The organism is Chroococcidiopsis sp. CCALA 051 (genome assembly GCF_003015105.1).
In the GTDB taxonomy this organism is placed as follows: Bacteria; Cyanobacteriota; Cyanobacteriia; order Cyanobacteriales; family Chroococcidiopsidaceae; genus Chroococcidiopsis; species Chroococcidiopsis thermalis.
Window position 1 is genome coordinate 1 of the sequence record NZ_PYCI01000161.1, and the last position, 14,044, is coordinate 14,044.

The following is a 14,044-nucleotide window of genomic DNA, read 5'->3' on the forward strand; positions in this document are numbered from 1 at the left end:
TGATTAAATCTCATCCCAACTACCAAAGTCTACGTTCCTACGGCACTATCGCCGCCTGATTCTGTCCGATGTATTGAATAAAAGAAACTTCAACAAAAAAAGACAACAAAAACGACCGTGGAAATTATGGATAGCATGGACACCGATCGCCTTAACTCTAGTAGGATGCGAGCCTGCTAGAGATATTTTGTCTAGATTTCCTGGTTTTGAGCCGCCTGCTACCGAGCCAAACACCCCAGCGAAATCTCCTGCTGCTGCCAAAATGGAAGCAGAGATTCGGCAGCGTATTAACGATATTCGGCAGCAGAATAATTTGAATCCGCTAGAACATAATGAAAGGTTAGCTCAAGTAGCCCGCGATTACAGCCGTCAAATGGCGCGGGAAGATTTCTTCAGCCACACTAGCCCTAGTGGTAGTACCCCAGCGCAAAGAGTCAGTGCCGCAGGCATTACTTATTTAATGGTGGGGGAGAACTTGTTTAGAAGTACCAACGTTCCTAACCCCATTTCCTCATCAGTTAAAGGCTGGATGGATAGCCCAGGACATCGAGAAAACATTCTGCGTTCTGCATTTAATCAAACAGGTATTGGAATTTGGCAAGATGGCAACAGATTTTACGCCACGCAATTATTTATGCGATCGCTTTTTTAATTAAGTGGGGAGTCGGGAGTCGTAGGGGCGGAAAATGCTCTGTATTTGTATCTTCTCCACCCCAAGCAGGAATTTTTGCCCCAATTCTAGTGAAGAAATCATACACGATAAATCGAGCGATTTTTTGCTTTTTTCCTTTAGCTGACCAAATAATCTGGCATGGATAAGCGAGAATACCTGCAGTCGGAATCAATTCAACTAACAAGGCAATCCAAGGAATTTCTTGTTGAGCGATCGCCGCTTGTAACGATCTCCAAGATGTATAAATCGTGCGGTAAACTGATCCTCCTACAAGTAGCCAAGTCATAAAAATAAACTCGTCAATTAATCCGACAATATACAGCAACGGCACTAACCCATATTAGTTTCTGTAAAACTGGCTTCATCAAGATTAGCTCCACTCAGGTTGGTTCCACTCAAGTTTGCTGTCTTCAAGTCTAATCCTCTGAGATTAGCTCCACTCAAGTTTGCTGCGCTTAAATCTACCCGCTTAAACGATCCTACTGCACTCAAGTTAGCTCTACTCAAGCTCGCTCCGTGTAACTTGGTGTCAGTCAAATCTGCTCCTGTGAAGTCTACTTCACTTAGGTCTGCTCCACTTAAATCCGTCCCAGTAAGATCTGCCGCACGCAAGATAGATTTACGTAGAATAGCTTCCTTAAGGTCGGTTCCTTTCAGAATTGCTGCGGACAATTTTGCTTCACTCAAATTTGCCTTGCTCAGATCTGCTCCACTTAAGTTAATCCCAAGCGAGGTCTTTTCTAGACAAGTCCATCTGAGAGAAATTCCTTTCTCCTATTGCATATTTCTTCTGCAATTTGCTGCTATCCATCTCATCTGTCCCTCCTATTTTTTATTCTTTGTCTTAACTTATGATTGTAAATCTTAATACATTAGACAAAAAAGATGACAGAAAAATGACAATTTGAGGTTCGATCGATTCATCGCTTCAATTCAAATTAGTCAAAATACAGAAGACTTTTCAATTTAAATTTCACGTAGAAAGTAATGGGAGAGTAAATAATATTACCCATTACCCATTACCTATTACCAACTTCTCATGTATGTTATCTACCAAAGACCTTGAACGCCTGGACTAGTTGTTTGTCCTGCTCCATTATCGTCAACGTCATTATCGATATCAGTATCGACATCTTGTCCGGTTCCAGGGGTGGTAGGAGTAGTTTGCTGAGTTTCAGGAGTGGTCTGTCCAGCTCCAGGAGTAGTAGTTTCTCCCGTTCCAGGAGCAGTTTGTTGAGTTCCAGGGGTGGTGGGAGTAGTAGTACCGTTATCTGTATCGGTATCTGTATCAGTATCCGTTTCAGGAGCAGCCTGAGCAACGATAGTATTCTGGTTTTGATTTGAATTAGCTTGAGCTAATCCTGGCAGAAATAACAAAGCACTAGCACTAGCAACTCCCAAAAAACCAATTAGTTTGAGCAGCGAAGATTTACAGTTCTGGACGTTCATTTTTATCTCCTGATACGCACACTAAAAAAACAGGAAAGACAAAATTTTGTCCCTATTTTGCCTGTTTTATCAGTTAGCAAGTCTGTTAATCTCTGTTGAGGCTGGCGATAAATATAGCCCTTTTTTGTTCCAGAATAAAAATATGTTTGCTATTATTTCTCTACCTATGGTTAGAGCTTTTTAACAGAAACATTTATTCGCGATCGCACGAATTTTGAAAACTCAGTCTACGTAATGCTTACATAGAAACCTGCTGAATATACAGATAAATTTTTGATAGCGATCGCCAACAACGATCTGCAATTATTGTTCTACCGTCACCAAAGTTCCTAATTTAACCTGACGGAATAAGTCTTTCACATCTTCGTTATACATCCGCACACAACCGTGAGAAACAGCTTTGCCTACAGACTCAGGATTAGGAGTACCGTGAAAGCCAATTGAATTTTTACCATCTGTCCAAAAACCAATCCAGCGAGTACCAAGTGGATTTTCAGGAGTACCGCCAGGGACAACTTCACTTGTAAATGGATGTATCCAAGTAGGCTGTTTTAACATTTGACCGACCCGGAAATTACCAGTAGGAGTTTCCCAGTCTTGGCGACCTATAGCAACAGGATCTGAGCGATCGCTTTAGCATTAGAAAAAATTACCTTGTAGAGAAAATCTATCACACATATAGCAGTTCTAAATGATTTGTAAAGTAGGCTTCTAGCCTGCCGCAAGCTAGAAGCCTGCTCCGTTCATGAGTCAAATAGGATTGCTATATCACCGATTAAATTCAGTTGCTTAACATCTGTCTTAGGTAAGAAGTCTTTTTGTGTTGAAAAGCACGAAGATTTACATTTTTTTTATCACTGTTGAGTCACATTTGTTATCAATGCTGGAGATAGAAGATTTGGTGTTTATTTAGTATTCGTAATTACAAGTTGCGCGATCGCTACTTTCACTCATGAGATAGACACTGAATCAAACAATAGGAGGTAGCTTGACTATTAATGTCGCTACATTAAAGATTTTGACGGCTGCCAATCGTATCGAGTCAAGAGAACGAGGTAACTTATGGATCGGTTAAAGTCTTTACCAAACTGGTTGCGTCCGACTCTTTTACTCGGATTAATTCTTTTGATTGTTGCCTTTGTGGGTTATCAACTTGAGCTAACTCTACCAGGAAGACCACCAAATATTAATAATACCTATACCCCACTGACAAAATCACCACCAAACTCAGTAGGTTCGTACGATGTGTTGGGTTATGCTCTCAGCAAAGAAGAAGCTGACCAAATCTTGCAAACACAGGAAGGGCGAGAACTGTTATCTGCCGACAATGGCGCAGTTAAAGTAACAGAAGAACTGATAGACCTGGGACGCGATGCTTTTTATCGAGAAACCTTTGGCAACGAGTATCTATTTACCGATGTCGTTGGTGTTTTAGATGGTCCCATCAATCTCGGCAGCGTTGCTAAAGCAGTTTTGGCTTTGAAGGGAGAAGCAACAACTAACCTCCAGATTCCCGTAGATAAAGATGTCATAGTGGGAGATCGTTCCTTCAAAGCAGGCACAGTCCTGAATACTGGTTTAGATGTCCCTAAAGGTTCCCTATTTCCCTTGGGAATGGTGACACATATTGACAATGCAAAACCTCGCGTCGGCATTAGCTGTGCGTTGTGTCATGCTACTGTTAGTGATAAAACTGGGCGCGTTCTAGAAGGGGCAATCAATACAGATATCAATCTCGGTGCGCTGCTGGCGCTAGCGAGTAACTCAGCCGCACTCTTCCGCCAAACAGATGTTAATCCAACCAAAATTACCACGGGTCAGCATACTTACATCAATGCTGAAGGAAAAAAAGCATACCTTCCAGATGCAAAAATTTTGGAAGATGAAGTAGATGCTGCTATGCTTTCATGGATTCCTGGCAACTTTGTCTCTAACGGCGACCTCAAGAATAATTCAGCCCAAGTTCCAACTTCTTACACTCACGGCGCTTGGCCCTATGCGTGGAGTGGTGTTGCTTCTATTGGCTGGTTCCACGGACTCACGACTTTGAACAACGCCGTATTTGGCGTAAATGCCGACCCTGCAACCACAGCAGATGCAGCCAAAGCTCTCTCAGGGATTGATAAAGATACCTATTTGGGGGCAATGCTACAAAATGCATCTAATCCTAAATATCGTTTACCAGAGGCAGTTAAACCATCAGAATTCTTTGACAAGATCGATCCTACACCAGGAGAACCTGGCTTCAACGAAGTGATTCGGATGCCAGAATATCCCAAGGCTTCACTGTTCATGCAAAATGGACTTATGGCAGCCTCGCCAGGATACCATGTAGCAGAACAAATCAACGCCATGTCTGCGTATCAGAATACATTAGCACCACCTCCCCACGAAGCTGCCGATCTGGAGACACTCAAACGCGGTGCGGCAGTTTTTAACAAAGCTAATTGCGCCCAATGTCATAGTGGTAGGTACTTCACCAATCATAGAGTGATTGCCCAAAAGGAAGTCAAGACGCAACCAGCGCGGGGACCAGCTTCATCGGGTTTTGCGACTAAGTTGTTCGTACCACCCGATACTTATCCACCAAACGTACTCGTACCTCTACCACCCGATCCGCCAGTGCTACCAGTACCAACGGATATCACACCCCAGGAAGACATTGAACTTGCCTATGCTCAAAGCGATCCGGCTGGCGGTTACAAAGTTCAAAACTTAATTGGACTTTACCTGAGTGCGCCTTACTTGCATGATGGTGGTGTGGCAGCTGGAGCAGATGCTTTTAAACAAAATGCTGATGGTAACTATGAAATTAGCGATCGCACCCAGTTGGGTGTAACAGGCACTCTGATGCAGGGTATTTTACCCGATCCAGAAGCAAGTTTAAGAGCATTACTCGATCGCGATTTACGCGAACCGATGCTGGCGGCTAACCGCAACAATTCTGACTTGCAACGGTCAAACGTCAGCGGTGAAGGACACGCCTACTGGGTCGATCGCGCTGCTGGTTTCACGACTGGCGACCAAACCGACCTAATTAAATTCTTGTTGTCAATTGATGACGATCCAGCAGTGCTACCGAAATCATCTAGATGATAACAAACAGGAGCAGTAATTCATATCTGCTCCTGTTCTACTGAATATTAAACCCAGATTTGAACATTTCAAATAAACTGTAGCCACCTACAAATAGGGAAATTAAAATCGACGTAGTAAGAACGGCTGCGATCGAGCAAACCACTAAACCACCTAGACTAATAGCACCATCATCATCTAGTAAACCAAATCCGGTGACAAAAATGCCAATTGCAGGTAAGGTGTTTGTGCCAGGAATGGGAATCATCATGGAGACAGCCATCAAAGCGATCGCAATTCCAATTACTACTCTTCCTACCAAGCTGGTACAAACATAGGTCAGGCGAGGACGAGATATTGATTCAATTCGCCTTAACCAGGGAAGACCTCGATCTAGAATAGCTCGAATTTTCTCCAATTGAATCGGGCGATCGGCTAACCATTGCGGTAGCCAAGGACGCTGAGATCCTATTGCTAGCTGAATCGCTAATAGGAAAATGAGCAACCCAAAGGGGATAGAGTAACCAGGTGCGGGAACTGGCAAGGCAGAAGGTAGGGAAAGCAAAACGAACAAAAAGCCAAATATTCTCTCCCCTGCTATAAGCAGCAGCTCCGCTAGTGTAACCTGGGGTGGGCGTTCTGCTTCTAAAAAGAACTGATGCAATTCTACAGAAAGTCGAGCCATAAAGTAATATCTACGTCGAGCGAACAAAAAGATTCTATTTGGTTCAAAGCAATTACTTCTTCTTAGATCTGAATTCTACACAGTGAATTGCTTCTTTAGTCATAGCAATTGTAGGCTGCACGGCACACTTTAGGTAAGGATTGTGAGAAAAGAAACGACACTTTCTGCAAGGAATTTGAGAAGACATACCTTCAAACATATCTTCTATATCTTCCCTAGTAACCGCCCACCTTTTTGAATACATTAAAAAACAGATTAAGCCGCTAATAAAAATAAGCCCTATCGATACTTCAGAGAAAGGATGATTAACCGTGACCTCCTCTATTTTTATATTGTTAGGTTGCGCTTCGCTAACAATAATCTGACTTGCGTTAGCTTTCTCTGAAAATAAGTTTTTCAAAAAATCATCGGAAGACATATACTTTCCTCCAGCAATTGATGACTTACAAAATTTATTCAGACAAAATTTTCTGAAATTTAAAAACTTATACCTACAGGCATAACGATAGATAGAGGGCGATATCTCTACTATTAGTTTTATTTGGCGATCGCTTCGCTCTACCAGAAGATATAAATTTAAAAAAACTATACTGGTCGATGCAATTTATTGCAAATTGCCGATTTTTTCTATCATGCCTCATCAGATTGCAATCGTCAAAAAAAATGAATGAAACGACTCTTGGAATGCCAACTACATATTATCGATCGCCACTTGCTAAATGTTTGTCATTTTTCAGTCACAATTGACTTTCAGGCTGATAAACATATCCCAAAGTAGAGAGCAGAGCGCCTGCTTACCTTAAGAAACGATGAAACTAAATGTGAATCTAGGGTGGATATTTTTTGGCTGTACTTTATTAATTGGTATGGCTCTGCCTGCTAGTTCTCAGCAGCCACAGCAACAACAGATAGAGCGGATGGAAGGCTACTTAGCAACGCCTCAACAGTTAAAATTTGACGAGTCGCTACTGAAGCAATTAAACTTACCAGCGGGATTTGAGATTAATGTATTTGCTAAAGATCTAGGCAATCCGCGCAATTTAGCAATTGCTCCTGACGGCACAATTTATGTCACTCGCCGCGAAGAGGGCGACATTTTGGCACTTCGAGACAGCAATAAGGACGGACGCGCTGACACGCAGCAAACTGTTGCGTCGGGTTTTCCCTACGCAAATGGCATTACCATTCGCCAAAATCGTCTCTACTTTGTTACGGATCGAGAGTTGTATGTAGCAGATTTACGACCAGGCGGAAAAATTAGCAAACCGCAACAACTCATCGGTGACTTACCCGATGGCGGACAGCACCCAAATCGCACTCTTGCCTTTGGTCCTGATGGGACGCTTTATGTTTCAGTTGGTAGTTCTTGTAATGCCTGTGACGAGTCTAACGAAGAACATGCGACAATGCTACGGGTACAACCAGATGGTAGCAAGCGGACGATTTTTGCACGGGGATTGCGAAATACAATTCCCTTTGGCTGGCATCCACAAACAGGGGAGTTTTGGGGTCTAGATCACGGTACTGATTGGCGCGGTAACGACCAACCGCCAGAGGAACTGAACTTAATTCAAGCCGGACAACATTATGGCTGGCCTTTCTGTTGGGGCGATCGCCAACCAGATGTATATTTATCAGCAGATCCCGAAGGTACGACCAAGAAAGAATTTTGTGCCAAGACCGAACCGCCCGTTCTAACTTACACTGCTCATAGTGCGCCTTTAGCGATGGTATTTTATACAGCTTCACAGTTTCCCGCCGAATATCGCAATGATGCCTTCGTCACCATGCGCGGTTCGTGGAATCGCAATCCTCCTGTAGGATATAAAGTCGTGCGATTGCGTTACGAGAATGGCAAACCAGTGGCTTTTGAAGACTTTATTACTGGATTTCTCGATGACAAGAAATTGACACAGTTTGGTAGACCAGTTGGCATTGCTACAGCTCCAGATGGTTCTCTACTATTTACTGATGATACGAATGGTGTAATTTATCGCGTCTCCTACACGGGTAACAAGCAGGCAACTCATCAGCAGTAAAACAGGAATCATAAATCTGTCATTTTCTCATCATATTTTGCCGTCACACTAATAACTAGTTACAATTACGCACAATTGTAACAAAGCTAGCTAGCAGCAAATTGCACTTAGTTGTTAGTCTTGATGGGTAATTGTAAATAAAAGCTAAATTTTACTTATCAATTACTCATCAATTTTTTTCTTTAAGTTTTTTGATTTCAAAGTTAATTCGAGCAGGAATACTCAAACAGAGTAGATTTAATGCTATTAATAATGCGATTTGTTTTCAATATCTAGAAAATTTTTTATAAAAACATACTTTTAGGATTGTAGTCAGGACAGTTGCTTGCCTCTTTTGTTAGCACGATTGTTGGGTGTACTGCACACTTGAGATGAAGATTGTTAGAAAAGAAAAGACATTTCCTACAAGGAGACTGAGAAAAACTAGCAGTCTCGATAATATCTTCCAGATCTTCCTGCGTAGCTGCCCATGACTTAGACAGCATAATGAAACAAATAATACAGATCAGAAGTACAATACCCAAAGATAGGTTAGTAACTATAGGTTTGTTCTCAACTTTCTCAGTTTTGACTCGCTCTGACTCTACTTCACTAACAACTATCGACTTGAAGTGAGTTTCTGCTGCTGCTAACCTTTGATGCTTAAATACATCTTCTGAATACATATAGTTTTCTCCAGCCCTGAATGACTGCGATCGCATTCATCAGCGACACAGCTCTACAATTTGTTCTCAAAAATAATTAGGGCTGGCGATATTCACTAAATCCAATCTAACAAATATTTAGCTCGTTAGCAAAATTATCATCCCAAAGATAGAATTGTCTCCTCAATCAAGTTTGAATCATCTCGCTTCTATCTATCGCTTTTCTTTTCTGTCATTTTCTCATCACAATTAAGCTACACGATAAGAGTAGCTGTTACAGTTTTAACGCTGTAATTAAGTGGCTGGCGGCAATTTGCACTTAGTTGTATGACAGCGGCTATAGATAATTGAAAACCACCAATCGTTCAATTAATAATTAGCCGTTCGTCATTTTTTAACAACATTAACTATAAGCTGACTGAATATCTATGAAAATATTTTTCCATAACTGTATCTTCCGTCAACACAACTTAAAATGAAAAAATATGATGAAAAGATGAGTGGACGATGATTTGCACTTAGTATAGGATTATTAGATATTTAGTAATTAAAAATTGAATTCTTGAACTCAGATCGCTCTTTTATTTACTACTCTTTTATTTAAAAAAATATAAACAAGATTGAGAGTATTATTTATGATAAGCCTCATCCTCAGTTGGTTAGTCACGACTATTAGTTTTTTAATTATCGCTCGATTACCTTTTTTGGGGATTGAGATTGATAGCCCTGGTAAAGCAGCAATAGCTGCCGCTGTATTTGGCATTCTGAATGCTATTTTACTGCCCGTGCTAACCATTCTTGCTTTCCCATTTATTCTGATTACATTAGGGTTATTCTTGTTTGTTGTAAATTCCATTATTTTTGAATTAGCTGCGGCTATAGTGCCAGGGTTTCGCTTACGTTACGGCTTTTGGAGTTCTACAATGGGTTCGCTGGCTCTAGCAGTTATTAACTCTATCCTCATGGCAATTGTGCCACCAATTATTTAGAGCAAGATAATAGAGAATTCAAAATCGATAAAACTGAAGTTTTCACAAAGTAAAGATTACTAGATTTCTAAACAAGGCTTATGAGAATTCGCTCTCTACTCAAAGTAAACAAGTGGTTTGTCGTTGGGTTTTTACTCACAATCGTGTTAGCTATTGGTCAACCATTACTACTAGCACAGGCGCAGACTTCTACAGCCATATCGCAAGTATCGCCTGCAACCCAGCAGTCCCGTCCCGTAGCTTCACCCAAAGAAGAACTGAGCGCCAATCCAGCACAACTACCACCATTACCATACGAATACAGTGCTTTGGAAAAAGCCATTGATGCCAAAACCATGAAGCTGCATCATGACGAGCATCATGCAACTTATGTTGAAGAACTGAATAGCGCCCTGAAAAAATATCCCGATTTACGTAATAGAAGCGTAGAAACGATGTTGCGCGATTTGGATGGCATACCAGAAGCAATCCGCACTACTGTACAAAATAATGGCGGCGGTCATCTCAACCATACAATTTTTTGGCAAATTATGAGTCCCAAAGGAGGGGGACAACCCACAGGACAAATTGCTCAAGAAATTAACAAAACCTTCGGTAGCTTTGAAAAGTTTAGAGAACAATTCAATGCAGCAGGAGGCGATCGCTTTGGTAGCGGTTGGGTTTGGCTGGTGCGTAATGCTAAAGGACAACTGGAGATTACGAGTACGCCAAATCAAGACAATCCCATTATGAAAGATCAGTATCCAATTATGGGTAATGACGTATGGGAACACGCTTACTACCTGAGATACCAAAACCGTCGAGCGGAGTATTTAAATAATTGGTGGAATGTTGTTAACTGGGAAGAAATAAACCGCAGATGGCAAGCTTCATCTCAACAGCAATAGGAGTTAGATCCCGATGCGAAGCTTATTGATGAAAAATCCATTGACGATCGGAGTCTCATGGATTGGGCTATATCTGTTACTCACGGTTTTACCTCTACTGATTCTGCTGTTCTACCCTCCCACACCCAGCGACACGCGAACTTTTTGGATTGAGTTTTCTGTCGCTCTCGGTTTTTTGGGGTTAGCAATGATGGTGCTGCAATTCGCCTTAACTGCCCGTATTAACCGTGTGGAAGCTTCTTATGGAGTTGACCTGATCCTCCAATTTCATCGCTATACTTCTATCGTTGCTTTCGGTTTTATTCTGCTGCATCCGGTAATTTTGTTTATCGACCAGCCGGAGACATTACAACTTCTTAACTTTTTTCAGGCTCCCTGGCGAGCTAGATTTGCCGTTATCGGAACGCTGGCTTTGATCGTGCTGATTGTCACTTCTATCTGGCGCAAGCAACTCAACATACCTTACGAGCCTTGGCGGATTCTGCATGGAATTATGGCAGTTCTTGCAGTTGGTTTCGGTCTAGCACATGCTCTTGGTGTGAGTTACTATCTCAGCTTGTTCTGGAAAGCAGTTCTTTGGGGTGGAATTGCTCTTGTCGCCTTGTGGCTGTTGGTTTATATCCGCTTGGTGAAACCTTGGATGATGTTGAGAAAGCCTTACTTGGTAGAAACAGTCACTCCCCAAAGAGGCGACGTTTGGAATTTGGTACTGCGTCCTAGAGGACATGAAGGATTGCGTTTTCAACCAGGTCAATTTGCTTGGATTACCTTGCAAATTTCACCGTTTCGGATGCGGGAACACCCGTTTTCCTTTGCTTCGAGTGCGGAAAAGCCCGATCGCATCGAATTCGGGATTAAAGCTTTAGGAGATTTTACCAAAACAATCAAAGACGTAAAACCAGGCACTAAAGCCTTTCTTGATGGTCCCTACGGTGTTTTTACTAGCGATCGCTACGAGAATACAGCAGGGTTTATCTTCATTGCTGGTGGAATTGGCATTACACCAATTTACAGCATACTCCTGACTCTAGCCGATCGCGATGACGAACGACCGTTAACTTTAATCTATTCCAGCAAGACTAGGGAGGATATTACCTATCGCGAAGAAATTGAAGCACTCAAAGACAGATTAGATCTAACAGTTATCCACGTTCTAAGAGAACCGCCCGATAATTGGTCGGGAGAATCGGGATATGTAGATAAAGAGCTATTAAAACGCTACATTCCTAAACGTCCAGCTACGCGCAATTATTTTATTTGTGCTGCACCAAAAATGATGGATCAAGTTGAGCAAGCTCTGCACGATCTAGATGTACCCGTAACTCACGTTCATATGGAACATTACAATCTTGTTTGAAAAAGTCAAAAGTTAAGCTGGCGATTGGCGAAGCGTCTTCGCCAATATTAGCCGCGTAAAAGTTAAAAGTCAAACCGATAGTAACTACAACTACCAATTACTAATTACTAATTACCAATTACCACTTTTGTCATGCGTTACAGTATCATGCTTCAGCTAGTTACTGGAATTGCCTTTATTCTGGTTGTTAGTGCAGCCATGTTTGCTTGGTTGCAATATCGTCCTGGTTCAGAACAAGGAACTAACTCGGAGATAAACAGTGTAGAAAAATGGATTGCTATTAACAATATGTATAGCAATAGTTAAGTGAAAACTCATGCAGAAAACGCAACTCAATTAGCAAGTTCTAACCAGCGAACCTGTAGCCTCGTCAACGATGGCTATGGTTCTCTAGGTAAGGTAGATATACGGGTAGACGAAGTCGCTACAGGTTTAGAAGTGCCTTGTAGTATAGCTTTTTTACCCAATAGCGATATGTTGGTGACGGAAAGAGCTGGACGAGTGCGGCTGTTGCGAAATGGTAAACTACGAGTTTGGTGCTAAGCGGCTTAATGCGTGAATCGCATTCACGCACCGCCCGCTGACAAATATGAAGAGGAGTTTGAATCTCACCGAGAGTATTTCTCCTGACGACTGGCATCACGGCTCCTGGCTCCTATTCAACGATTCGATAGCTGACTAACATTCGTATTTCTTGACGAGATAGTTTTAGTTCTTGAGCTAGAGTAGCTTTTAACCGCTCGATATCTGTAGTTGGAAACTCCAATTCTAATTGTTTAAGAGCGGCATCAATAGTTTTGATTTCGATTTTAGTTGCTCCCTGTTTTTTGTCAATCTGAGCTAAAATTCCTTGCACGCTGAATTTAAGTTGTCCCTGAATTTGCGTGCCAGATTGCAATCCGGCTTGAGAGGAGAAGCCCAGTTCACGAGCGAGTATAGTTTGAAGCGCGTTTGAGTCTACAGTGGGAAATGCAAATATCAATTTCTTGAGTGGGGATTTGGTAGTTTCAATCTCAACTTCAGTCAACTCTAATTCTTTCTCGATTTCGGCTTTGACTACTGTTGCCTTAATTGGTAGCTGTACTTGTAAATGAGAATTCTCAGCTTGTAGCTTATCTAACCCCACAAAGGAAAGGCTTAGCACTTTGTTTGTGAGTTGTTCGCCAAACAGCCCAAAAGCCATTAGGAGTAGCGGTAGCGGTAGCAGAAATCCTAACCTGAAACTAGGAAGTTTGAGCAACCAGTGAAACATAGGTACGATTCGGCTCAGCTAGGTGAAGTCACGAGTCAATTTGGTGGGTGTTGTAACGATTGAACGGGTACTGCTTGTATCAGTATTTCCCTAGAGGGTAGGTTTGAGAATCTGACTAGTGGAGGATATGCCGCTTTAGATGAGCTGGAAGATGCAGGTTGGTTTTTGGCAGGAGCAGCAATGCAACCGATTCGAGAAAGTTACGAACAACTCCAACGTTTCACCTCAGGCAGTGATGAATCTGCTGAGTAACGCCTTTAAGTACACCCCAGTGGGCGGTAGCGTGCATTTGCGACTGTTTACCCGTTTCGATCGAGCCGCGATCGCAGTTGAGGATAGGGGCATCGGCATTCCCGAATCAGATTTACCCTATATCTTCGATCTCTTTTATCGTGTCGATCCCAAGCGATCGCGCAAAACTGGCGATTTTGGATTGGGTTTAGCGATCGCCCAGCAGATCGTTCGCGCTCACGGCGGTTATATTAATATCAACAGTGTCTGCGAACAAGGTTCTACTTTTCAAATTCAACTCCCGCTTGCTTAGATGCGATCGTTTTCTTGTCATATTCGATCGTGAAGCTAAATTTGCCAACCCAGAGTTTCAGCAATCTGATTTGCTAGCTGTAATGGATCGAAAGGTTTAGCGATCGCTCCAACAACACCCAAGCGAGCGTAGCTTTCACGGTCAACAGGCTGTACTTTGGCAGTTAGCAAAATTACAGGAATTGCTTGAGTGGCTGGATTCTCTTGTAGCTCCCGAAACAAAGCAATTCCATCTAGATCGGGCATCATTACATCTAACAAAATGGCATCGGGCTGTTGGGTCTGTGCCTTTTGCAAACCCTCGCTGCCCGATTGTGCCGTTAATACTGTCCAACCTCCTAGTTTTCTCAAACACGTCTCAATCACTCTAGAAAGGCGTTGTTCATCGTCAATTAGAAGAATGCGTTTGGATGGCATTTGAATAGGGAGTGGGGAGTGGGGAGGTAGTGGG

At 42.3% G+C, this 14,044-nt stretch carries 15 protein-coding genes and 3 pseudogenes; 9 read left to right on the forward strand and 9 right to left on the reverse strand.

All coding sequences use genetic code 11. The annotated features are described in order from the left end of the window. The first annotated feature begins 73 nt into the window (after positions 1-73). The gene (locus C7Y66_RS26660) at positions 74-652 is read left to right on the forward strand and encodes a CAP domain-containing protein (RefSeq protein WP_106547910.1); all 579 of its coding nucleotides are present in this window, start codon (positions 74-76) and stop codon (positions 650-652) included. Here C7Y66_RS26660 and C7Y66_RS26665 read toward each other — a convergent pair. From C7Y66_RS26665 to C7Y66_RS26680, 4 genes and pseudogenes are all read right to left on the reverse strand, one after another. After that, a complete protein-coding gene (locus tag C7Y66_RS26665; RefSeq protein ID WP_233222869.1) occupies positions 633-1,004 on the reverse strand; it encodes a hypothetical protein in 372 nt (123 codons plus the stop codon). The genes C7Y66_RS26660 and C7Y66_RS26665 overlap by 20 nt on opposite strands. After that, positions 1,004-1,438, reverse strand: coding sequence for a pentapeptide repeat-containing protein (locus tag C7Y66_RS26670; RefSeq protein ID WP_370143975.1), 435 nt, complete (start codon positions 1,436-1,438; stop codon positions 1,004-1,006). The genes C7Y66_RS26665 and C7Y66_RS26670 overlap by 1 nt, the downstream gene beginning before the upstream one ends. Positions 1,439-1,723: 285 nt before the next feature. Beyond that, positions 1,724-2,122 carry a hypothetical protein gene (locus C7Y66_RS26675; RefSeq protein ID WP_106547912.1) on the reverse strand — a complete coding sequence of 133 codons (399 nt, stop codon included), beginning with the start codon at positions 2,120-2,122 and terminating at the stop codon, positions 1,724-1,726. A gap of 303 nt (positions 2,123-2,425) precedes the next feature. Further along, positions 2,426-2,749: pseudogene (locus C7Y66_RS26680) on the reverse strand (L,D-transpeptidase); the annotation flags it as partial. 435 nt (positions 2,750-3,184) lie between these two features. On the opposite strand from C7Y66_RS26680, the gene C7Y66_RS26685 reads away from it, so the two are divergent. Next, complete coding sequence (locus C7Y66_RS26685) at positions 3,185-5,218, forward strand: di-heme oxidoredictase family protein (protein ID WP_106547913.1); 2,034 nt, start codon at positions 3,185-3,187, stop codon at positions 5,216-5,218. Positions 5,219-5,255: 37 nt separating this feature from the next. Here the strand turns inward: C7Y66_RS26685 and C7Y66_RS26690 are convergent, their stop codons facing one another. Both C7Y66_RS26690 and C7Y66_RS26695 read right to left on the reverse strand, forming a co-directional pair. Beyond that, positions 5,256-5,882 carry an exopolysaccharide biosynthesis protein gene (locus tag C7Y66_RS26690; protein WP_106547914.1) on the reverse strand — a complete coding sequence of 209 codons (627 nt, stop codon included), beginning with the start codon at positions 5,880-5,882 and terminating at the stop codon, positions 5,256-5,258. A 52-nt stretch (positions 5,883-5,934) separates the two neighbouring features. Further along, positions 5,935-6,300: a hypothetical protein gene (locus C7Y66_RS26695; protein WP_106547915.1), complete on the reverse strand. Its 366-nt coding sequence runs from the start codon at positions 6,298-6,300 to the stop codon at positions 5,935-5,937. A gap of 391 nt (positions 6,301-6,691) precedes the next feature. Between C7Y66_RS26695 and C7Y66_RS26700 the strand changes: the two genes are divergently transcribed. Next, a complete protein-coding gene (locus tag C7Y66_RS26700; protein ID WP_106547916.1) occupies positions 6,692-7,921 on the forward strand; it encodes a sorbosone dehydrogenase family protein in 1,230 nt (409 codons plus the stop codon). A 284-nt stretch (positions 7,922-8,205) separates the two neighbouring features. Here C7Y66_RS26700 and C7Y66_RS26705 read toward each other — a convergent pair whose 3' ends face one another. Further along, positions 8,206-8,586 (reverse strand): hypothetical protein, encoded by a 381-nt coding sequence (locus tag C7Y66_RS26705; protein WP_146149888.1) that lies wholly within the window; start codon positions 8,584-8,586, stop codon positions 8,206-8,208. Positions 8,587-9,200: 614 nt separating this feature from the next. Here C7Y66_RS26705 and C7Y66_RS26710 point away from each other — a divergent pair. The 5 genes and pseudogenes from C7Y66_RS26710 to C7Y66_RS26725 form a co-directional block, all read left to right on the forward strand. After that, complete coding sequence (locus tag C7Y66_RS26710) at positions 9,201-9,554, forward strand: phage holin family protein (RefSeq protein ID WP_106547918.1); 354 nt, start codon at positions 9,201-9,203, stop codon at positions 9,552-9,554. 80 nt (positions 9,555-9,634) lie between these two features. Continuing rightward, complete coding sequence (locus C7Y66_RS26715; RefSeq protein WP_106547919.1) at positions 9,635-10,441, forward strand: superoxide dismutase; 807 nt, start codon at positions 9,635-9,637, stop codon at positions 10,439-10,441. A 13-nt stretch (positions 10,442-10,454) separates the two neighbouring features. Then, complete coding sequence (locus C7Y66_RS26720) at positions 10,455-11,798, forward strand: ferric reductase-like transmembrane domain-containing protein (RefSeq protein ID WP_199197659.1); 1,344 nt, start codon at positions 10,455-10,457, stop codon at positions 11,796-11,798. Between the two features lie 132 nt (positions 11,799-11,930). Next, positions 11,931-12,104: a hypothetical protein gene (locus C7Y66_RS32120; RefSeq protein WP_015156209.1), complete on the forward strand. Its 174-nt coding sequence runs from the start codon at positions 11,931-11,933 to the stop codon at positions 12,102-12,104. Beyond that, positions 12,105-12,326, forward strand: a pseudogene (locus C7Y66_RS26725) (PQQ-dependent sugar dehydrogenase); the annotation flags it as partial. A gap of 127 nt (positions 12,327-12,453) precedes the next feature. Here C7Y66_RS26725 and C7Y66_RS26730 read toward each other — a convergent pair. Beyond that, positions 12,454-13,050 carry a hypothetical protein gene (locus C7Y66_RS26730; protein WP_106547922.1) on the reverse strand — a complete coding sequence of 199 codons (597 nt, stop codon included), beginning with the start codon at positions 13,048-13,050 and terminating at the stop codon, positions 12,454-12,456. 226 nt (positions 13,051-13,276) lie between these two features. Here C7Y66_RS26730 and C7Y66_RS26735 point away from each other — a divergent pair. Beyond that, positions 13,277-13,594, forward strand: a pseudogene (locus C7Y66_RS26735) (sensor histidine kinase); the annotation flags it as partial. A 35-nt stretch (positions 13,595-13,629) separates the two neighbouring features. Here C7Y66_RS26735 and C7Y66_RS26740 read toward each other — a convergent pair. Beyond that, positions 13,630-14,010 (reverse strand): response regulator, encoded by a 381-nt coding sequence (locus C7Y66_RS26740; RefSeq protein WP_106547924.1) that lies wholly within the window; start codon positions 14,008-14,010, stop codon positions 13,630-13,632. Between the last annotated feature and the right edge of the window lie 34 nt (positions 14,011-14,044).